The organism is Mycobacterium lehmannii (genome assembly GCF_002245535.1).
Taxonomy (GTDB): domain Bacteria; phylum Actinomycetota; class Actinomycetes; order Mycobacteriales; family Mycobacteriaceae; genus Mycobacterium; species Mycobacterium lehmannii.
The window spans coordinates 22,246-40,919 of record NZ_NKCN01000032.1; the positions used below are offsets into that span (position 1 = coordinate 22,246).

The window sequence follows — 18,674 nt, forward strand, 5'->3', positions numbered from 1 at the left end:
CGCTACCGGGCGCGGATTCGCTGCGCCACCTCGCCGTAGCGCTCGAATCGCTCCGGATCGGCCAGCGCGTTGTACAGCACGACGCGTGACGCCACCGGGCCGTACTTCTCGATGAGCGTGTCCGCCAACCCATCCCACGTCGCTTCCGTCGCGAACGTCGCGATGTGCTCGTCGGTGATCTGCGCGGCCATGCCCTTGAGGTCGCCGGCCTTCTGCTTCTCGCGGATGCGCGCCGTCGTGCCCTCGAACCCGGCTTCGTCCCAGATGAAGGCGTAGTTCGGCGTGCTGCCGTAGAAGCTCATGCTCGTGCGCACCAGCTCCCGCTCGCGGTGACGTTCCTCGTCAGTGTCGCCGACGATGGTCATCACCGGCACGATCACCGCGATGTCGTCGGATGATCGGCCCGACTTCGCCGCTCCCTCAGCGACATTCGGCAGCACATGTCGCGCGATATATCCCGGCTCGCCCAGCGGATGCACATGGATCCCGTCGGCCACCTCGCCAGCCATCCTCAGCATCCACGGGTTCACCGCGGCCACATCGACTTTCGGATCGGGTGCATCGATCGGTCCCGCGCTCCACTGCGGGGTGATGAAGTCCAGGCTGTAGAAGTCGCCGCGGTGCTCCAGCTTGCCCGTGCGGAACGCATGAAAGCACGCCTTCACCGCCAATACATAGTCCCGCAGCCGCGGGCCGGGACGTTCGAACTCCACCCCGTAGCGCCGCACCACGTGCGTGCGCACCTGCGTCCCCAACCCGAGTCGGAACCGGCCGCCCGTCGCCTCCTGCAACTCCCACGCCGTCGCCGCCGTCACGAACGGGCTACGCGGGAACGCCACGGCCACACCCGTCGACAACTCCAGCCCCGGCGCGGCCTGCGCCGCCACGGCCGCGTTCAGGTACGGCGTGCGGCCGGTCTCGGTGAACAACAACCCGTCGAATCCGGCCGCCTGAGTACGCCTGGCCAGGTCACCGATGTCTTGCAGCGGTTGCGGGGTGGTCATCACGTCGACATGCACAGGTGGCACCCTACGCCCGAGTCGTCCCGGAAGTTTGGAAAGGCTTCACTCAACTACGAACGCCGACGCGGAATTTCGAACCTCCACCAATTTGAAGCCGCGTTTCGCTACCTTGGCAACACGCTTCGAATATGAACCCGATCTTGTCGGAGGGCATGGCAATGACCGAGCAGTTCCTGGAGCCCGCTCCGAGCAAAGCCGAACTCGCCATATCGAAGGGCTGGGTCCAGGGCGTCGCCCTGGTCATGGTCTTCGGCTTCCTGATCATGGGCATGCTGGCCGCCAGGACCTACTCCGACTCGATGCCGCAGCCGCAGCGCGTTGTCGGCCCCGACGGCCAGACACTCTTCACCGCGCAGGACATCACCGCCGGCCAGCAGATCTTCCTGCGGCGCGGGCTGCAGCAGTACGGGTCCGTGATGGGCCACGGCGGCTATCTCGGACCGGACTACACCGCCGAATACCTTCGCCTGTCCGCCGACCACGTCGGACAGGAGCTGCGCGACGCCGGAGTGCAGGATCCGACCGCCGCCGTCGTCGAGATGATGCGGACCAACCGCTACGACGAGGCCACCGGAACCCTGCAGTTCACTGCCGAGCAGGTAAGCGCATTCGAAGAGATCCGTAACTACTACGCCGACCTCTTCGGCACCGACTCCACCGAATACGGCCTCATCCCGCAGGTCATCACCGACCCGCAGGAAATCAAGGAGCTGACAGCGTTTTTCAGCTGGACCGCCTGGGCCAGTGCGGCGCAACGTGACGGCCACTCTTACTCCTACACCAACAACTGGCCACCTGAAGAGCGCGTCAACAACACGCCTACCGCCGATATCCTGGTCTGGTCGGCGATGTCGCTCATCGCGCTGCTCGCCGGGCTCGGCGCGCTGTTCGCCCTCTACGGCCGATGGAGCCGCAAAATCGGTTGGCACGCAACCGAAACGCCGTCGCTGAAGTTCCGCCAACCCGGTGAGGTGGCGATCACCCCGTCGCAAAAGGCGACCGCCTGGTTCTTTCTCGTTGTCGCGGTGCTCTTCCTCGCCCAGGCGATACTGGGCGGCGCGATCGAGCACTACCGTGCCGAATTGAGCGACTTCTTCGGCCTCGACCTGGCGCAGATCCTCCCGTTCAACCTGGCGAGGACCTGGCACGTGCAGCTGTCGCTGCTGTGGACCGCGGCATCGTTCCTTGCCGCGGGAATCTTCCTGGCGCCGATCATCTCCGGCCGCGAACCACGCCGGCAGTCCTGGCTGACCTACGGTCTGCTGGGCGCGTTGTTCGTCGTCGTCGCCGGCACGCTGATCGGCACGGCGCTGAGCACGTTCGGTGTCGACTGGGCGAAAGGCTCGATCTTCTTCGACCAGCAATGGGAGTACCTGGACCTGCCGCGGTTCTGGCAGGCGCTGCTCGTCATCGGGTTGTTCCTGTGGATGGCGATCATCTTCCGCGCGATCCGGTCCCGGCTGAAGACCGAGAGCAAGTTGAACATGCCGTGGCTGTTCTTCTACGCCGGTCTGGCCATTCCCGCGTTCTACGCCGTCGGCATGCTCGCCGGCACCGAGACGCATCTGACCGTCGCCGAGTTCTGGCGGTTCTGGGTGGTGCACCTGTGGGTGGAGGACTTCCTCGAACTGTTCACGACGGTCATGGTGGCCTACATCTTCGTGATGCTGGGCGTCGTGCGGCGCAAGATCGCCATCCAGTTGATCTTCCTCGATGTCATCCTCTACTCGATGGGTGGCGTCATCGGGACGATGCACCATCTGTACTTCTCGGGAACACCGGTGGAGCACATGGCTCTTGGCGCGTTCTTCTCCGCTCTCGAGGTCATCCCGCTGACGTTCCTGACCGTCGAGGCGTGGACGTTCCTGCAGCTCGGCTCGCGGCAACAATCCCGCAGCAGCGCGCCGTTCCCGCACCGATGGGCGGTGATGTTCCTCGTCTCAGTCGGGTTCTGGAACTTCGTCGGCGCAGGCATTTTCGGCTTCCTGATCAACCTGCCGATCGTGTCGTACTACCAGATCGGCACCGCGCTGACCGCCAACCACGCGCACGGGGCGATGATGGGCGTCTACGGCATGCTCGCCGTCGGCTTGGCGTTGTTCGCGCTGCGCTACATCATCCCGCCGCAGCACTGGCCGGAGAAGCTGGCGAAGCTGTCGTTCTGGTCGCTCAACATCGGCCTGGCGTGGATGGTGTTCGCCACCCTGCTGCCGCTCGGCGTCCTGCAGTTGTGGCACTCGGTGAACGACGGCTACTACGAGGCACGGACATTGAACTACATCACGCAGTCGGGCAACGCTGTGTTGGAGTGGTTGCGCATGCCCGGCGACTTCCTGTTCATCCTCGGCGGCGTGCTGCCGTTCCTCTGGATCGCCTGGCTGGGTGTGCGGTACGGCATCAAGGCGACCACGCACACGCTGCCCGCCGAGACGTTGTTCGTCGAGGAGCACGCCCACGCCGAGGAGGACCGCACCGGTATGGCGGTACCGGGACGCAGCCGTTATGCCTCGGACCGACGGGTGCCGCCCGACGAAAGCGGTGAGGGTCCGTGATCGCCGGCATCGGGATCGCGGCGTGGCTGACGATCGGCTACGCGCTGGTTCTCGTCGCCATCGCGTACGGCATCGACACGTTCGCCCGCCGCGCCGCGGCCAAGGTCGAGGGCCACCGGACGGGTGCGTTCGTCTACCACGAGGACCACGACGCCTGGCAGTGTCCGGAGGATCAGTGGTTGTGGCCCACGTCCTTTGACCCCGACAACCGGGTCATGCGGTATCGGGGCAGCCCGTCGATCTGCAACGCCTGCCCGGTCAAGCACACCTGTACCTCGTCGCACGACGGCCGCGAGGTGAGCCGGGCGATCGACAGCTGGCCGGCGTCGGAGGCGGCGCGCTTCCATCGCGGAATCGCCTGTGCCGTCAGCGCCATCGCGGTGATCCTGCCGTCGGCGACGGCCCTGGCGGCCGACACCGTGCCGGAGGCCTTGCTGCTGGTGGGATCCGCCGTCGTGGTCGGTGTGATGAGCCTGCCGCTGTGGTCGCACCTACGCCGCACCCCGGCCGTCCCTGACGGGGTGGTGTTCCAGTCGCTCGACGACAACCTCGAGGAACGAAAGCGGCTGGCTGAAGCCGAGATCCGTCGTCGAAGCTCGTATGCGTCCGATCGGCGGGCTGAGCCGAGGGAGGTGCTCTGATGGAGGCGTGGATGGTTGTCGTCGTGTTCTTCGCGATCGTGCTGCTGGCGGTCGCGGTCGCGTCGATACGCGTTGTCAAGGAGTACGAGCGTGGGGTGGCGTTCCGCCTTGGCCGGCTGCGCGGACCGCTGGGGCCCGGCATCGTCGTCGTGGTGCCCGGCATCGACAAGCTCGTGCGAGTGGACCTGCGAACCGTGACCCTGACGATCCCGCCGCAGGAGGTCATCACCCGCGACAACGTGACCGCGCGTGTCAATGCCGTGGTGCTGTTCCGGGTGACTGATCCGACGAAATCGGTGATGGCCGTGGAGAACTTCGCGATCGCGACGTCACAGATCGCGCAGACCACGCTGCGTTCGGTCGTAGGGCGGGCCGACCTCGACACACTGCTCGCGCACCGCGCCGATCTCAACGAGGATCTCGCGGCATCGATCGCCAAGCAGACCGAGCCGTGGGGGATCGTCGCCGAGGTCGTCGAGATCAAGGACGTCGAGATTCCCGAGATGATGCAGCGCGCGATGGCCCGCGAGGCCGAGGCCGAACGGGAGCGACGCGCCAAGGTGATCAGCGCCCGGGGCGAACTGCAGGCGTCGACCGAACTGCGCGACGCGGCGATCACGCTCAGCGAGAGCCCTGCATCGCTGCAATTGCGCTATCTGCAGACGCTGCTGGAACTGGGCGCCGACCAGAACTCGACCGTCGTGTTTCCGATTCCCATGGACATCGTGCGCCCGTTCCTCGAAGGTTCTCGGGACGATCCGGCAGCTCCCGGCGGCGCGATTCCTCACATCAGGAGGGTCAAATCCGATGAGTAGCAACACACCTGAACCCGCGACCGTCGACCAGAATGGTGACGCCGTCGACGACGGTCGTCCGGTGGTGCTCGAGCCCACCCCGCCCGGCCTGTGGCGGGCGCTGCTGGGAACCGCGGTCGCCGTCCTGGCGCCGCTGTTCGGGTTTCTGGTCGGCGGCATGATCGGAGCCGGGACGGTGGGGGAGTCGGTGGATCCGATGTTCCTGTCGCTGTTCGCCGGCATCGTGATCGGCGGCATCGGGGTATTGGTGGCGCTTTCGGGTGGCGCGCGGCTGTGGCGGCACTTCCACCGGAAGGACGACGCCGTCGAGCCCTGAGCGCTTGGTTATGGCGTTGATCCTGCGCTCAGGGCTTGAATTCCCTTGCATTTCAATCCCCACCGCAGAACTGTCATGATCAGGTGTCGAGCAGCGCAACGCCATCGCGCCAAGCGCGAAGCACCTCCTCGACGCGATCGGTCACCTTCGCCCGCGCAGTGTCGCGGTCGAGGCCCGACGCCACCAGCTGGTCGTAGTCGGTGTCGACATGGAGCACCGAGGCTGTGACCGCCCCACGGACCGCATCGTGTCCGATCTCGGGCACCGCCAGCCGTCGGGCTCGATCACGCGACTTGACGGCGGTGTGCAACGCGATGGCGTCGGCACGATCGGTCGGACAGCCGGGGAACTGGTCCCGGATGATCGCAGCAATGCCATCGCTGCCGCGTACACCGGCGTCAGCGAGACTGGCCAACGCGGCTGCCTCGATCACCGCCGGTTCGGCCAAGATGCCCTGCCTCTCGTACATGCTGTGCCCCCCGTAGCGGAAGCGCCGAAGGTTCCTGCGCATCACGACGACCGGTGACCGGCTGAGCTTCACGGCGCGCCGGGTGAGCGCGGCGCTGCCCGCGGGCAGGAACTCCAGATGGCCGAACCCGGCGCAATCGAGGCACACCGCGCCGGACTTCGTTCTGAGGAAGACGCCGGACGCGCCAGAGCACTTGGCACATTCCGTCACATGCGGTTCCTCCTCCGCATGTCTGACTCGTACATCCCCGCCGGCCATGCGCCGACGGTACGCCGGAAGTCCGACACCACGACCGACTGTGGTATCAAAGTGGTATCATCACCCGCATGGGTATGACACTCCGTACCAGCGAACAACAGACTGAGGCGCTGCGCCGTCAGGCCGAGGCCGAGGGCCGTTCCATGCAAGCCGTGGCACTCTCGGCCATCGACGAGTACATCGAGCGTCGTGCCCATCTGGCCGATGTGAAAGCGGTGTTAGACAGGGTGATTGAACGCGAGCAAGGGGTGTTGCGGCGGCTCGCTGATACATGACCGTCTACCTGGATCTCGATGACCTACTGCTGATCGCGGGGCGGGCGATCTCCGGCGAGGTGGTGATCAGGGATTACGGCCTACTGGAGTCGGCGGTGGCGCGCGCCAGGACCATCGTCGCCGGAGCCGAGGTCTACCCGGACATCGACACCAAAGCCGCCGCCGTCCTGCATTCACTCTGCCGCAACCGTGCCCTCGTCGACGGCAACAAACGCTTGGCATGGACGGCCTGTCAGGTGTTTCTTGGCCTCAACGGGCAGTGGGTGACCGCAACTGAGGATGCTCGCTTCGACTTCATGATCGCCATCGCCTCGGGTGCGATTGACGACGTGCCCGAAATCGCCGCGCAGCTCCGGGCATGGTGCGACTAAGGCTCAACGCTCCGCAAGCCAGCCGAAGAACTCCTCGGCGGTGAACACCGGCTTGCCGTACTCCTGGGCCTTGCGCGCCTTGCCCGACTGTGTGCCCGCCTCGGCCGTCACCAATACCTCGCACCGCGTCTTGGTCACCGACCGCACCGGCTTGAGACCCGCTTTCGCGGCCAGCCGCTCGATCTCCTCGCGCTCCACCACCCGTCCGGATGGATCCAAAGCCGTTCCGGTGAAACAGATCCGCGCCCCTGGCACCAGTGCGTCTTCGATATCGTGCCGCGCCACCAACACCGCGTCACTCACCACGTCGATGCCTAACAGCGCGGACGCGTTGTGCAGCCGGGCGACAACCTCGTCAGGCAGCAACGAGCGGGAAGCGGCCGCTCGCAGTTGATCAGCCACTGCCGACCGCGCCGCCGCGTCCCACGACGAGTCGAGGTCTCGGTGCACCGATGCGCCCAGCATCACGGCCCCCACGTCGCGGCTGATCCGCAACAGCGCCGACAACCCGGGCAGATGATCGGCCTTCGGTGTCGGCACGTCCGGATCACGGCTGACCAACAGGCCCGAAACCGATTCTGCCGGTTCGGGTTCCTCGAACGCCGTCGAGCCAGCCTCGACATCAGCCTGCGCGTGTGCCGCCAGCGCCGACCGCGCACGTTCCAACGCCGTTCGCCCCGACACGCGCGCTTTACGCAACTCGATGCCCAACGGCATCACCGCCACATGTCCGAGCCTCTTGAGTTCGAAGTCGATCAGCCCCAGCGTCTCGTCCACCGCCGGCCCGACGGGCGTGCAGCCCGCCAACATCGGCGCGATCACCGCCCAGGCCTCGCGCAGGGTCGGCGCCAGCAGCACGTCGGAAACACTGATGCCGTAGGCGCTTCGCGCATCGGCGAGATCGCGCTGCGGGTTGATCAGCGTCGAGACCCCCGTACCATCGTCGAACGCCACCGCCAGTTCCACTGGCCTGGGTCGAGACATTCGGCCCTCGTCGCCGACGGTCAGCATCCCGATCGCGCAGTACTTGCGCGCCGTGGCACCGCCGACCGAACTACGCAGGAACCGGGCGATCCGCCGGTCGGTCTTCAGATCTTTGGGCAGCACGGGGCGTTTGAGCACCAGACCGGCCAACGAGGTGCAGCGGCTCAACGCAACGTATAGCTGCCCGGTCGAGAACATGCCCCCGGTGAGGTCGACGACCACTCGTTCCAGCGTCTGGCCCTGACTCTTGTGGATCGTGATCGCCCACGCCAGCTTGAACGGCAGCTGGGTGAACGTCCCGATCACCTCGCGCCGCAACGCCCCGCCGTCGACCACCGGACGGGTGGCCTCCCATGTGAACGGCGTGACCTCCGCACACGATCCGTCGGTGAACTCGACCTCGACAACCGCGCCGTAGCGGTCGTAACCCACCCCGACGACACGGCCGAGCGAGCCGTTGACCCACCGGTCGCCCTGGTCGTTGTTCAGCATCATCACCTGCGCGCCGACCTTGAACCGCAGCTCGTCCTCGATCGGCTTGTCGAACAGCGACAGGTCGCCCGACTCGCTGGCGCGGTGCACCATTTCGTCGCCGGATAACCGCTCCAGCTGTTGCCGGTTGCGTGCGGTCACCAGCCGATTCGTCGGCGCCAAGGTCAGCCAGAACTCGTCGTCGGGCGGCACGAAGTCCTTGTCGGCGCGGGCGTTGAGCTGCTCCTGGGCGTGGCCCAGCAGCACCCCCTCGCGAATCTCGTTGAGGATGGCCGTCATTCGGTCGTCGCCGAGCTGACGGAACACCGTCGTCAACGAGACGGTGGGGAAGTCGTCGCGGTCGAACTTGCGGGCCGAGAAAAAGTACGGGGTGTCGTAAACCGTCGTGAAGTAGCCTTCCTCACCGTCGCCGACGACCGGTGGAAGCTGGTACAGGTCGCCGACGAGCACGATCTGCACGCCGCCGAACGGTGCTCCCGGTTCGGGACCGAACCGCTCGAGTGCCGTGGCGACCATGTCGAAGACGTCGGCGCGAACCATGGACGCCTCGTCGATGATCAACGTCTGCAACGACGCGAGTGTCTTGGCGAACCGACCCGGCCGGTACTGGCCGCCGGTGACGTCGTGAAGCGTCGTCGTGGTGCGGAACCCGAACAGCCGATGGATGGTGTAGCCGTCGACGTTCAGCGCGGCGATACCCGTCGGCGCGACCACCACGACATTGCGGTCGGTCTCCGCCATGAAGTGCCGAATCAACGTCGACTTGCCGGTGCCGGCCTTACCCGTGAGGAACAGGTGCCGGCCGCCGGCAAGGAGCGCCAACGCGTCGCGGAACTCGTCGGTGAGGATCAGTTCCCCGCTCACGGGTGGCACAGTACCCGCGTGCGCGGGAGTTACCACGACTGCCGTTTTCGGCAGTGTCGGATGCGGCACACTTGAACATGTGGCGGACTTGTTGATCGCGGTCAATCCCCAGGAGGATTCCCGGTTGCGCTACCTGCTACGTGTGCCGCAGCCGGGCGGCGACCTGCTGTTCCGGACGTCGGACACGTGGCCTCGGGTCAAGGCGCTGTACTGCCATCCGATGAGAATCGAGGAATGGCCCGCCGACGCCGAGATCGTCGAACGGCTACCGCTGCAAAGCTGTCAACGGCGAGGTGGTGCCATCGATGTGATCCTCACACGCGGCCGGGAGAACCGATCGCAGATCGTCTTCACCACCGCGCGAGGCCGCGAGACCGTGTTCTGGCAGTCGCCGCGCACGCGTAAACAGGCGCGACCCAACGTCCGGACACCGACCGCGCGCGCCCAAGGCATCGAGCGGTTGCCGATCCTGGTGGATGCGCACGAACGGTACGCGTACACATTCGGCACCCAGCAGGTCAGCCTGGAGAAACGAGCGCTGCCCTGCGGCGACTACGGGGTCGCCGTCGACGGGACACTGGTGGCCAGCGTAGAGCGAAAGTCGTTGTCGGATCTGGTATCCAGTCTGACCAGCGGCAAGCTCCGCTACCAGGTGGGGCACCTGGCGTCGCTTCCGCGCGCGGCGGTCGTCGTCGAGGACCGGTACTCGCAGCTGTTCCGCGTGGACTATGTGCGTCCAGCGGTCGTCGCCGACAACCTCGCCGAGCTGCAGATCCGTTGGCCGACAGTGCCTATCGTGTTCTGCGAGACCCGGCGACTCGCCGAGGAGTGGACGTACCGGTTCCTCGCCGCGGCCCATACTTGGGCGGTCAGCGAGGAGGCGGCGGTGCGGCGCATCGCCACGGTACCGGTCACGGTCTCGTCGTCATCGTCATCTACGGAGTCCGGGCCCAGCACCGCCTCGGTCCGCGCCTGGGCGCGGGACGCCGGGCTGCCGGTGCCCGATCGGGGTCGACTGCGTCCGGAAATCTGGCAGGCCTGGCGGGAAGCCAACGACGTCCAGTGACGCCGTGCGCTCGCGGTCAGATTACGGCCATCGCTTCGCGCTCGATGACCTCCGCTGCGGCCCGCTCGCCGGATCGTACGGCCCCGTCGATGAAGCCATACATCACTGCCGAGGTCTCGGTACCGGCCCAGTGGATCCGTCCGCACGGCTCGCGCAGCGCGGGACCGAATTCGGTGAGCACACCCGGTGGGGCGTGCGCGATCATCCCGCCACCGGAGTACCGCTCCACGGTCCAGTTCTGTTCGACATAGTCCACCGGCGAAAGTGCCTTGTCACCGAACCTTTCGGCGACAGCGGCGAGCACCGCCCGCTTGCGATCGTCGTCATCGAGATTCGTCAACCGTCGTGCCTCCGGTCCCTCGGTGATGACAGTGAGCATGCCGGGACTGCCGGTGTTCGTGCACGAGTCGATCGTCAGGTTCGCCGGTGATCCCGGTGCGAACGACTGCCCCGACAGGCCGTCGGCCCGCCAGAACGGTTCGTCGAACACCAGCGCGATCTTGTAGACCGCTCCGCTCGGCATGCGCTGGTGTAGAAATGATCGATCCGCGGGAAGCATTGGCTCATAGGTGATCTGGCTGGCAATCGAGATCGGCACCGCGATGATCGCCCGGCGTGCGTTGACCACCATGTCGTCGGAGCGCACTATCACCCCGTCGACATTCTGCTCGATGCTGCGCACCGGCTGCGACAGGTGGATCGCGTCACCCAGTTCCGTGGCGACCGCTCGATGGATGGCGCCCATACCGCCGACGGGCCGCGCGTCCTCGGCTGCGTCCTTGACGCCCAGCACGAAGCTCGGTCCGCCGGCCGATGCCATCTGGTAGAGCACGAACAGCAACGAGATCTCCGACGCCGCCGACGTATACAGCCCGGAGACCGAACTCTCGAGCAGTTCGTGAGCCGGTTTCGACAGCGTGTTTCTGTCCAGCCACGCCGCCCAGCTGATCTGGTCCCACTTCTGGGCCTTGCGTGCAGTCCACGGCGCCTCGACCGGGATTCCCTTGCACATCTGCGTGAGTTCGAGGAAGACCGCGCCCAAGTTGGCGACCGCCCACGGGCTCATCGACAGCGGGATCGTCCCGGTGTAGCGGTACTTTTTGCCGTCGACGAACATCATCGCGTCACCGTCGGTGTACTGCTTGTAGCTAGGCACCCCGAATTCCTTCATGAGCGCATAGATCGCGTCCTGTCCGGGACCGATCCACGCGCCTCCACGGTCGATCCACGAACCGTCGTCACGAACCTCGGTGAAAGTACGGCCGCCGATACGGTCGCGGGCCTCCAGCAGCGCCACCGAATGACCCGCCTGCTTCAGGCGCAACGCCGCGGTCAGACCGGCGAACCCGGCACCCACGACGCAATAATCCACGTCTGCCATGAGCAGCCCCTTCGATTCGTTTTGCGCGGGGCCGGCGGCCAGGTGCAAGCCTCGGCGCGCCCTCATGCAGGCGCGAAGGCATTTAGACTCAACGCGTGATTGTCGTACCTGTCAATCAACCGTTGCGTCGGCAAAGTCTCGTGGGCGCCGATGTTTTCGGGTCGACCGTCGGCCGTTCATTGCGGCCTCGAGCGTCTGCGTGAGTGCTTCTCAGCGACGGTGGTCCACCTTGGTGTCGGAGACCTTGTCGCTCAACGTAGTCGGGTCATGCGGTCGACGCCTCGACCCGGAGTTCTTCGTACGCCGCGCGCACAAGTTCCTCGTCGGCAAGCCGCGGCCGCTCCAAGTATGCACCGGGAATCAACAAGGCGACCTCGTCCCGCAGCGCCCACAGCGTGCTCCGCGGCGGCAGGTGAACCACGAGCCGGATCCGCTCACACCCCGCCTCCTCACGGACCCGGCGTACGACGTCGAGAATCGCCGTGTCAACAGAGTCCGCACGCACGGTTCCAGTCCAACATCGGTCCTGCGAGCAGGCCGAATAGCGGAGCAAGCGCCCGCGCGGACGGGCCAGTGCGATGGCGACCGATGTGATCATGCCCGCACTGTATGCGCGGGGTCCGACATCAAGGCAGGTCCGCGTGTGTGTCGAGGCGCCGCGAAGATGTTGTCGCACAACGTCACGCGGCGACGCACCGGAACCCGATGTGCGTGGTGGCGCTGTCCTGCGACTGAGAGGACCGAGCGGCCGGCCGGTAACGATGGCAGTACTCGGGCGCGCAGAGGTGTGAGCCGCCCTTGAGCGTCTGGAATTTCGACGGGTCGCCGGTGGGCGGCGCACAGCAACCGGACTTCTGGGCTTCGGGGCGGTGGCCAGGCGCGTACGGCGTCGTCGTCCATTCCCAGACGTTGCCGATCATGTCGACGAGTCCGAATGCGTTGGGCGGGAACGTGCCCACCGGGGAGGTGCCCACCCAGCCGAGCGCGCCGTCGTTGCGGTACGGGAAGTGGCCCTGCCATACGTTGGCCATCAGGCGTCCGTCCGGCTGCGCTTCCTCGCCCCAGGCGTATCGGGATTGGGATCCGGCTCGCGCGGCGTACTCCCACTGCGCTTCGGTCGGCAGGCGGCGGCCCGCCCAGGCGGCGTAGGCCGACGCATCCGGATACGCCACCTGTACGACGGGGTGGTCGGGGCGGTCGTCGATCGACGATCCGGGCCCGAACGGGTGGCGCCAGCTGGCGCCCGGCACCCAGGTCCACCATTGCCGCCAGTCGCGCAGGTTGACGGGGCCGCGGGTTTGGCGGAAGACGAGTGCGCCGGGGACGAGGTCGTCGGGCGAGGCTCCCGGGTAGGCGGCGGGGTCGAGCTCCTGTTCGGCGAGGGTGATGTAACCCGTGTCGGCGACGAACTCGGCGAACTGCGCGTTGGTGACGGGGTGGCGCTCGACCGCGAACGCCGCGACCGCCACTTCGTGGACGGGCGCCTCCTCCGGATAAAAGTCGGCCGATCCCATCTGGAAGGTGCCCGCGGGCAGCTCCATCAGTTCGGTCAGCATCACGTCCAGGCTAGGCGTTGTGGCGGCTTCCCCGACGCGAACCCGTGTAGGTGCCGACCCGTCGCGGCAGGTCACCGCCCGCGTACTCCGCGTGACGTGCGCGACGGGCAGGGGCTGAGGTCCTACCGCGACGGGAATGTGATCGGCAACGCAGCGGTTGGATGGCGTATGGCGAAGATGACGACCGATGAGCGCGAGAAGTTCCTGTCCGACGTCCACGTGGGCGTCATCGCCGTCGAGCGCCCCGACCGGGCGCCGCTGAGCGTGCCGATCTGGTACGGCTACCAGCCGGGCGGTGAGGTGCTGCTGTGGACGGAGTCGGCGTCGACCAAGCACCGGCTGATCGAGAATGCCGGCCGGTTTTCGATCACCGCGCAGGACGAGGCGCCGCCGTATCGGTATGTCACCGCGGAGGGCGACGTGACTGGTATCGAACCCGCCGAGGACGCGATCGTCCGCGAGATCGCCATCCGTTACCTCGGTGAAGAAGAAGGCAACACCTTCACCGACCAGAACCTCACGTCGACGTCGGTCATCATCCGTATGCGCCCGAAGCGCTGGTTGAGCGTCGCCTACTCGTCGGAGTAGCAACTCCCTTTCGTTCTTGCACGTGCGTGCGGGCTTCGCACTCGTAGACCGCTAAGCGTCGCGAATCTTATCGGCGAGACGCGCCGAAGCGCTTGACCCCCTGATCTGCGGGTTTCCTCGGTGGCATCGGCGTGGGGCGGATTTTCTCTAGACTGGTCGCAGCCGACGTGCTGCCGTTGTCCTTCGTCGATTCCGGTTGGTGCTCCGCTGTCACCAATGGTTCGGACACGAGCCCGCTTACGCCCGCACGAACACAGGACGACAATTGGCAATCACCGACGTCGGTGCCTACACCCACTTAACCGAAGCGGACATCGAGGCCCTCGGTGTCGAGTTGGACGCCATTCGCAGAGATATCGAGGAGTCGCTCGGGGAACGCGACGCGGCCTACATCCGACGCACGATCATGTTCCAAAGAGCACTCGAAGTGGCGGGGCGGTTGCTCATCGGCGTCAGCCGGTCGCGCACCGGCTGGCTTGTCGGTACGGCGTCGTTGGCGTTCGCCAAGTGCGTCGAGAACATGGAGATCGGCCACAACGTGTCCCATGGGCAGTGGGATTGGATGAATGATCCGGAAATCCATTCCACTACATGGGAATGGGACATGGTCGCCGTCTCGGCGCAATGGAGGTACTCGCACAACTATCGCCACCATATGTTCAGCAACGTGGTGGGTGTGGACGACGACCTCGGGTTCGGCATCATGCGGATCACCCGCGATGAGCCCTGGGAGCCGGTCCATCTGCTGCAGCCCCTACGGAACCTGTTGTTGGCGGCCATCTTCGAGTGGGGCATCGCGCTGCACGGCATTCACTCCGAACGCGACCGCGCCGAGGGTGACACCGCGCGGGTGACGCGCGAGAGAAAGAAGCTGATCCGCAAGATCGCCCGCCAGGGCGTCAAGGACTATGCGTTGTTTCCGGCGCTGAGCGGACGGCGCTGGCGTCGCACCCTGGCCGCGAACGCGGCGGCGAACCTCGTGCGCAACCTGTGGACCTATGTGGTGATCTTCTGCGGCCATTTCCCCGATGGAGCCGAGAAATTCACCGCCGAGGCGCTCGATGAGGAGAGCCGCGCCGAATGGTACCTGCGGCAGATGCTGGGCGCGGCCAACATCGACGCCGGCCCGTTGCTGGCATTCTCGACCGGCAACCTGTGCTACCAGATCGAACACCACCTGTTCCCCGACCTTCCGAGCAACCGCCTGGCAGAGGTCGCCGTGCGGGTGCGGGCCGTCTGCGAAAAATACGACCTGCCCTACACCAGCGGCTCACTCGTGCGCCAATACCTTCTGACGCTTCGGACGATCCACAAACTGGCCCTGCCGGACCGCTTCCTCACGGCGACGAGCCACGACGCCCCGGAAACCGCTTCGGAGCAGAAGTTCGCTTGACCAGAAAGGAGCGTCACGCTCGGGAGCGGCGCGAGGTGTAAGGCCACGGACTGTTGCGCTCCGGGACGGATTCCGCGCGGGCCTGCTTGAGTCGCATGCGAAGGTGCTGACGCAGGTCGTGCAGGTCCGGATCCGTCCACCGGTTGCGGGCCTCGCACGGGTCGTCGGTCAGGTCGTACAGCTCCCACTGGTCGTCGAGCGGCGACGTCCGATAGGCCTCGCCACCGATGCCGTTGGCCGCGAGATGACGCACCCCCGGCTCCGTCCACGTCGCCGGATCGTCGAAAGTCCGCACCAGCTTCCACAGGTGCCCCTGGCCGCCGGCCTGGTCGACGCGCACCACCAGTCCCTCGAAGTTGGACGCGACGTGCGCCGGTACCCGAATCCGCAGGGGTGCAGGAGGTTTCGTCGACATCTTCAGCTTGCGAGCCATGCCTGAGGCACCGGTGTCGCCCTCGAGAACGTTGTCGCGCGTCATCAGGTACACCGCCCGCGATTCGTCCACCGGGCCGCCGTCCACCACCGGCATCAGGTTGCGGCCGGGCAGGTCGTGCACCTCGGAGAAGGTCTCGGCCAGTTTTGCCGCCGCGGCCTCGATATCAACACCGGCGGCGCCCAACACCGTCGGGACGATGTCCACGTGCGACGTCGGCGCCGTCACCGTCCGCGGGTCCGTGGCCTGGTCACCGATCCGTGCGACCACGAACGGTACCCGCGTCGCCTCGTCGTACAGGTTGAACCACTTCTGGTGCAGGCCGCCGTGCGCGCCGAGCAGATCGCCGTGATCCGAGGTGCGGACCAGCACCGCGTTCTGCGAGCCGCCGTCGGTGACCGCGCGTCGCACGCGGTCAATCGGGGCGTCGACCTCGGCGTGCAGCCGGTAGTAGAGGTCCCGGTACTGCTGCGCCTGGCGGGTGTAGGTGCGGTCGATGGCAGGCGCGGGTCCGTAGCCCGAGTAGTAGGCCTCCCGGTAGGCGATCTGTGCCGCGGGTTTGGTCGACAGGTCCTCGTCGGCGGTCGGCGCCGGCGGGATCGGCGGCGGATCCAGCGGCGAACGGCGTACCGGGCTGCGCCGCTGCCACGCCGGGAACAGCACGATGTCGTGCGGGTTGACGAAGCTGGCCACCAGCAGGAACGGCCGCATGGCGTCGACGTCTCCCGCACGGCGGCGGTCGTAGCGGTCCCGCAGCCACGCCACCACGCGGTCGGCGATCAGCGGATCGCGCCGGAGTCCCGCGTTGGCCAACGGGGCGCCGTGCGGTTCCGGGCCGACCCAGCCCGAAAAACCGTACGGTGCAAGGGGATCGGCGTCGATATAGCGTTGCACCGCCTTCGGGTCGACGACGCCGTGCTCGTCGTTGGTGGCCAGCGGCTGACCGGTGGACGGATCGGTCAGGTCGGCGTGCGAGATGTGCCACTTGCCGTCGTAGTGCGTGTCGTAGCCGGCGGCGCGGAACCAGTTGCCCAGTGTGGGCACCTCGTTCGGGCGCAGCCAACGCATGCGGGAGTCGTCGTAGACCTTGCCGATGCCGTCGGTCTGGGTCACGCCGTGCAGGTCGGGGTACTGGCCGGTGAAGATCGTCGGGCGACTGGGCACGCAGGCCAGCGATCCGGTGTAGTGCCGTTGGAAGCTCACGCCGTGCTCGTCGAACCAGGCGCGACCGGTGAGCGTGTCGCGGCGCCAAGCGAGGACGTCGGGCGCCTCGTAGAGCGGCACCGCGCGCTCCTCGTCGGTCATCACGATGATGATGTCGGGCCGAGCTGTCATGGGGTGTTCTCCAATCGCTTCGCCAGCGCGGCGAGCATTTTGTCGGATCCGCGGGCCAACGCCCGGCTGGCTAACCGTTCGACGAGTTGCTGCGTTCTGCCGCGGCCCTTCCGCACGGTGCTGGTGATCGTCACGACCGTCTCGCCACCGCTGGTCGGTTCGAGTTTCCAGCGGTTGCTCACCTTGCCCAGGAACTTGGGCAGGCCCTCGATCTCGTAGGCGAGGGCATACTGCGGATCACATTCGGTGACGGTTTCGACCAGCGTGTTACGGCCGATCTGCACGCGCCGCGCCGTTCCGACCAACGCGCCGTCCGGACCGCGCGTCAGGATGGAGGAGTGATCGACGTCGAGCCACGACGCGATGGCGCCGAAATCGGCGAGTACATCCCAGATCTGCGTCGGGCTCGCGGCGATGACACGGCTGCGGTCGACTTCGGCCACGGCCCCACCGTACGTGAAACTTACGATGCCGTCAGGCGAACCTACCCGGTATGAGCGGGCGGCCGGGGCAGGGCGTCACGGTAGGCGTCCTCGTAGTCCTCGATGCCCCCCTTCACCGTCGGATCGATTCCGTTGAAGTAGTTGGTGAGCGCGGTTCGGAAGTCGGCGAAACCGTTCTCGAGCGGTTTGAGCTGGCCGGTGGCCGGATCGATCAGGCCCGCCTCGGCGAAGAAACGCGGATCGCCGATGTTGTTGTCAAGCAACCGTTGGGCGACCGCGTACTGTAGCGCTTCGGAGCTCTCCTGGACGATATAGGTCGGGTCGTTCGGCACCGGCGCATCTCCGATGAAGATTTCGTGCAAAGGGTCGTCGGGCATCTTGTCGTAGTACTCGAGAAATGTCTTGACACCGGGGATTTCACCACCGGCAGCCTTGGCGAACTCGAACCACCGCTCGCGGCTCTCATATGCGCGGACTTCTTGCAGGTTGCCATACTTGATGGCGTCGTTGTCGGCGATGTTGGCACCGGAGTCGATGATGCCGCGCAGTGTGCCCGCCGACTGCAGATCCGCGGTGTCGACGGTGCCGCCGTCGATGATGGACTGTTCGAAATTCGCCTGGTACTGCATGCCGTTGACGTAGGCCTGGCTGTTCAGGGTGGCGGCGGCCTGGGGATCGGTGTCGATGACCGCGAAAAGGTCTCGGGTGACGGGCATCTCGGGATTCTTCAGATCGTCGAGCGGCGCGAACCCGCGGGTGTTGTCGAGCGGATTACCCAGCATGTCGTCGATGTAGGGTTTGTTGGCGTCCGCGAGCGCACGCGCGAGATCGGGATTGACCTGTCCGAGCGACTGTCCGCCGGTGCCGGGGATGTCGAGCAACCGCGGGGAGTTCTCGCCGGCCCACTTGTCGACCGCGTGCATGGTCTGTCCCGCCTGCTCGGCCTGGAACACCTGGGTGGGATCGGTCAGGTCCGTCGGGACGGCGCCGGCGCCGGTGCCGTTGAGCAGATTGCCTGCCGCCGCACCGTTGTCGGCCCACTGGTGGGTGAACAGGTCCTCGATGAAGCCGCCGTTGGACGTCTTGCCGTCCGCTCCCGCCAGCGCATCGTGGACGGCCATCGGGTCGCGTCCTGCCGCGTTGAGCATGTCCTGCACGGTGGGGTCCACGAGACGCTGACCCAGCCCGATGTTCTCCTTCCAGGCGATGTCGGGGGCCTCGTGCATGTTCTGCAGGATCTGCTCGGACTTGTCCAGCAGCGCGGCATCAAGTGCGGTGCCCTGCTGCAGCTTGGCGTCACCGGCGGACACGATCGCGGCGACATCGCGGTATTCGTCGAGGTGTGGGAACGGCTTGTACGGGTCGGGCCATTCGAGGGTGGGGTTGCCCTTGTCGTTGGTTCCGGGGGTGGGTGCGGTGG

18 protein-coding genes are annotated in these 18,674 nt (G+C 66.4%); 9 read left to right on the forward strand and 9 right to left on the reverse strand.

The features are described 5' to 3' along the window. Window positions 1–2: 2 nt before the first annotated feature. Complete coding sequence (locus CEX87_RS24275) at window positions 3–1,019, reverse strand: TIGR03617 family F420-dependent LLM class oxidoreductase (RefSeq protein WP_094289464.1); 1,017 nt, start codon at window positions 1,017–1,019, stop codon at window positions 3–5. A gap of 161 nt (window positions 1,020–1,180) precedes the next feature. Here CEX87_RS24275 and CEX87_RS24280 point away from each other — a divergent pair, with 161 nt between their 5' ends. Genes CEX87_RS24280 through CEX87_RS24295 form a run of 4 tightly spaced genes read left to right on the forward strand, consistent with a single transcriptional unit; the run spans window position 1,181 to window position 5,346 of the window. Continuing rightward, window positions 1,181–3,574 (forward strand): nitric-oxide reductase large subunit, encoded by a 2,394-nt coding sequence (locus CEX87_RS24280; protein WP_082699014.1) that lies wholly within the window; start codon window positions 1,181–1,183, stop codon window positions 3,572–3,574. Continuing rightward, window positions 3,571–4,215 (forward strand): hypothetical protein, encoded by a 645-nt coding sequence (locus CEX87_RS24285; RefSeq protein ID WP_064418038.1) that lies wholly within the window; start codon window positions 3,571–3,573, stop codon window positions 4,213–4,215. Before CEX87_RS24280 ends, CEX87_RS24285 begins: the two co-directional genes overlap by 4 nt. Further along, window positions 4,215–5,030: an SPFH domain-containing protein gene (locus tag CEX87_RS24290; RefSeq protein WP_064418037.1), complete on the forward strand. Its 816-nt coding sequence runs from the start codon at window positions 4,215–4,217 to the stop codon at window positions 5,028–5,030. The genes CEX87_RS24285 and CEX87_RS24290 overlap by 1 nt, the downstream gene beginning before the upstream one ends. Beyond that, complete coding sequence (locus tag CEX87_RS24295; RefSeq protein ID WP_064397720.1) at window positions 5,023–5,346, forward strand: hypothetical protein; 324 nt, start codon at window positions 5,023–5,025, stop codon at window positions 5,344–5,346. The genes CEX87_RS24290 and CEX87_RS24295 overlap by 8 nt, the downstream gene beginning before the upstream one ends. 79 nt (window positions 5,347–5,425) lie before the next feature. On the opposite strand, the gene CEX87_RS24300 is transcribed toward CEX87_RS24295, so the two are convergent. After that, a complete protein-coding gene (locus CEX87_RS24300) occupies window positions 5,426–6,073 on the reverse strand; it encodes a DUF2293 domain-containing protein (RefSeq protein WP_082699009.1) in 648 nt (215 codons plus the stop codon). Window positions 6,074–6,141: 68 nt separating this feature from the next. Between CEX87_RS24300 and CEX87_RS24305 the strand changes: the two genes are divergently transcribed. Together CEX87_RS24305 and CEX87_RS24310 are read left to right on the forward strand one after the other, a co-directional pair. Further along, window positions 6,142–6,348 (forward strand): hypothetical protein, encoded by a 207-nt coding sequence (locus CEX87_RS24305; protein ID WP_064418035.1) that lies wholly within the window; start codon window positions 6,142–6,144, stop codon window positions 6,346–6,348. Further along, entirely contained in the window at window positions 6,345–6,719 is a 375-nt protein-coding gene (locus CEX87_RS24310) for a type II toxin-antitoxin system death-on-curing family toxin (protein WP_064418034.1), read from the forward strand. The genes CEX87_RS24305 and CEX87_RS24310 overlap by 4 nt, the downstream gene beginning before the upstream one ends. 3 nt (window positions 6,720–6,722) lie before the next feature. Here CEX87_RS24310 and CEX87_RS24315 read toward each other — a convergent pair whose 3' ends face one another. Further along, the gene (locus CEX87_RS24315; RefSeq protein WP_082699008.1) at window positions 6,723–9,059 is read right to left on the reverse strand and encodes an AAA family ATPase; all 2,337 of its coding nucleotides are present in this window, start codon (window positions 9,057–9,059) and stop codon (window positions 6,723–6,725) included. Between the two features lie 79 nt (window positions 9,060–9,138). Here CEX87_RS24315 and CEX87_RS24320 point away from each other — a divergent pair, with 79 nt between their 5' ends. Then, complete coding sequence (locus CEX87_RS24320) at window positions 9,139–10,125, forward strand: ERCC4 domain-containing protein (protein WP_064418033.1); 987 nt, start codon at window positions 9,139–9,141, stop codon at window positions 10,123–10,125. A gap of 16 nt (window positions 10,126–10,141) precedes the next feature. Here the strand turns inward: CEX87_RS24320 and CEX87_RS24325 are convergent, their stop codons facing one another. The 3 genes from CEX87_RS24325 to CEX87_RS24335 all read right to left on the reverse strand — a co-directional run bounded on the left by CEX87_RS24325 (window position 10,142) and on the right by CEX87_RS24335 (window position 13,062). Continuing rightward, on the reverse strand, window positions 10,142–11,506 hold the full coding sequence (locus tag CEX87_RS24325; RefSeq protein ID WP_094289480.1) for a flavin monoamine oxidase family protein: 1,365 nt from the start codon (window positions 11,504–11,506) through the stop codon (window positions 10,142–10,144). Window positions 11,507–11,771: 265 nt separating this feature from the next. Next, the gene (locus CEX87_RS24330) at window positions 11,772–12,104 is read right to left on the reverse strand and encodes a hypothetical protein (RefSeq protein ID WP_094289466.1); all 333 of its coding nucleotides are present in this window, start codon (window positions 12,102–12,104) and stop codon (window positions 11,772–11,774) included. Between the two features lie 82 nt (window positions 12,105–12,186). Continuing rightward, the gene (locus CEX87_RS24335; RefSeq protein ID WP_094289482.1) at window positions 12,187–13,062 is read right to left on the reverse strand and encodes a formylglycine-generating enzyme family protein; all 876 of its coding nucleotides are present in this window, start codon (window positions 13,060–13,062) and stop codon (window positions 12,187–12,189) included. A gap of 168 nt (window positions 13,063–13,230) precedes the next feature. Here CEX87_RS24335 and CEX87_RS24340 point away from each other — a divergent pair, with 168 nt between their 5' ends. Further along, window positions 13,231–13,650, forward strand: a complete 420-nt coding sequence (locus tag CEX87_RS24340; protein ID WP_198957297.1) for a pyridoxamine 5'-phosphate oxidase family protein — start codon at window positions 13,231–13,233, stop codon at window positions 13,648–13,650. Window positions 13,651–13,915: 265 nt separating this feature from the next. Continuing rightward, the gene (locus CEX87_RS24345) at window positions 13,916–15,043 is read left to right on the forward strand and encodes a fatty acid desaturase family protein (RefSeq protein ID WP_094289468.1); all 1,128 of its coding nucleotides are present in this window, start codon (window positions 13,916–13,918) and stop codon (window positions 15,041–15,043) included. 13 nt (window positions 15,044–15,056) lie between these two features. Here the strand turns inward: CEX87_RS24345 and CEX87_RS24350 are convergent, their stop codons facing one another. From CEX87_RS24350 to CEX87_RS27290, 3 genes are all read right to left on the reverse strand, one after another. After that, entirely contained in the window at window positions 15,057–16,811 is a 1,755-nt protein-coding gene (locus CEX87_RS24350; RefSeq protein WP_094289470.1) for a sulfatase-like hydrolase/transferase, read from the reverse strand. Further along, window positions 16,808–17,254: an SRPBCC family protein gene (locus CEX87_RS24355; protein ID WP_094289472.1), complete on the reverse strand. Its 447-nt coding sequence runs from the start codon at window positions 17,252–17,254 to the stop codon at window positions 16,808–16,810. The genes CEX87_RS24350 and CEX87_RS24355 overlap by 4 nt, the downstream gene beginning before the upstream one ends. Before the next feature lie 41 nt (window positions 17,255–17,295). Then, on the reverse strand, window positions 17,296–18,674 hold a 1,379-nt coding region (locus CEX87_RS27290), incomplete at its 5' end, for a TPR repeat domain-containing protein (protein WP_463605571.1).

Excerpts from the sequence above, each read along its gene's own strand:
- CEX87_RS24280 (WP_082699014.1), top strand. The coding sequence starts at position 1,181 with ATGACCGAGCAGTTCCTGGAGCCCGCTCCGAGCAAAGCCGAACTCGCC.
- CEX87_RS24290 (WP_064418037.1), top strand. The coding sequence starts at position 4,215 with ATGGAGGCGTGGATGGTTGTCGTCGTGTTCTTCGCGATCGTGCTGCTG.
- CEX87_RS24295 (WP_064397720.1), top strand. The coding sequence starts at position 5,023 with ATGAGTAGCAACACACCTGAACCCGCGACCGTCGACCAGAATGGTGAC.
- CEX87_RS24300 (WP_082699009.1), bottom strand. The coding sequence starts at position 6,073 with ATGGCCGGCGGGGATGTACGAGTCAGACATGCGGAGGAGGAACCGCAT.
- CEX87_RS24305 (WP_064418035.1), top strand. The coding sequence starts at position 6,142 with ATGGGTATGACACTCCGTACCAGCGAACAACAGACTGAGGCGCTGCGC.
- CEX87_RS24310 (WP_064418034.1), top strand. The coding sequence starts at position 6,345 with ATGACCGTCTACCTGGATCTCGATGACCTACTGCTGATCGCGGGGCGG.
- CEX87_RS24325 (WP_094289480.1), bottom strand. The coding sequence starts at position 11,506 with ATGGCAGACGTGGATTATTGCGTCGTGGGTGCCGGGTTCGCCGGTCTG.
- CEX87_RS24330 (WP_094289466.1), bottom strand. The coding sequence starts at position 12,104 with ATGATCACATCGGTCGCCATCGCACTGGCCCGTCCGCGCGGGCGCTTG.
- CEX87_RS24335 (WP_094289482.1), bottom strand. The coding sequence starts at position 13,062 with ATGCTGACCGAACTGATGGAGCTGCCCGCGGGCACCTTCCAGATGGGA.
- CEX87_RS24340 (WP_198957297.1), top strand. The coding sequence starts at position 13,231 with ATGGCGAAGATGACGACCGATGAGCGCGAGAAGTTCCTGTCCGACGTC.
- CEX87_RS24350 (WP_094289470.1), bottom strand. The coding sequence starts at position 16,811 with ATGACAGCTCGGCCCGACATCATCATCGTGATGACCGACGAGGAGCGC.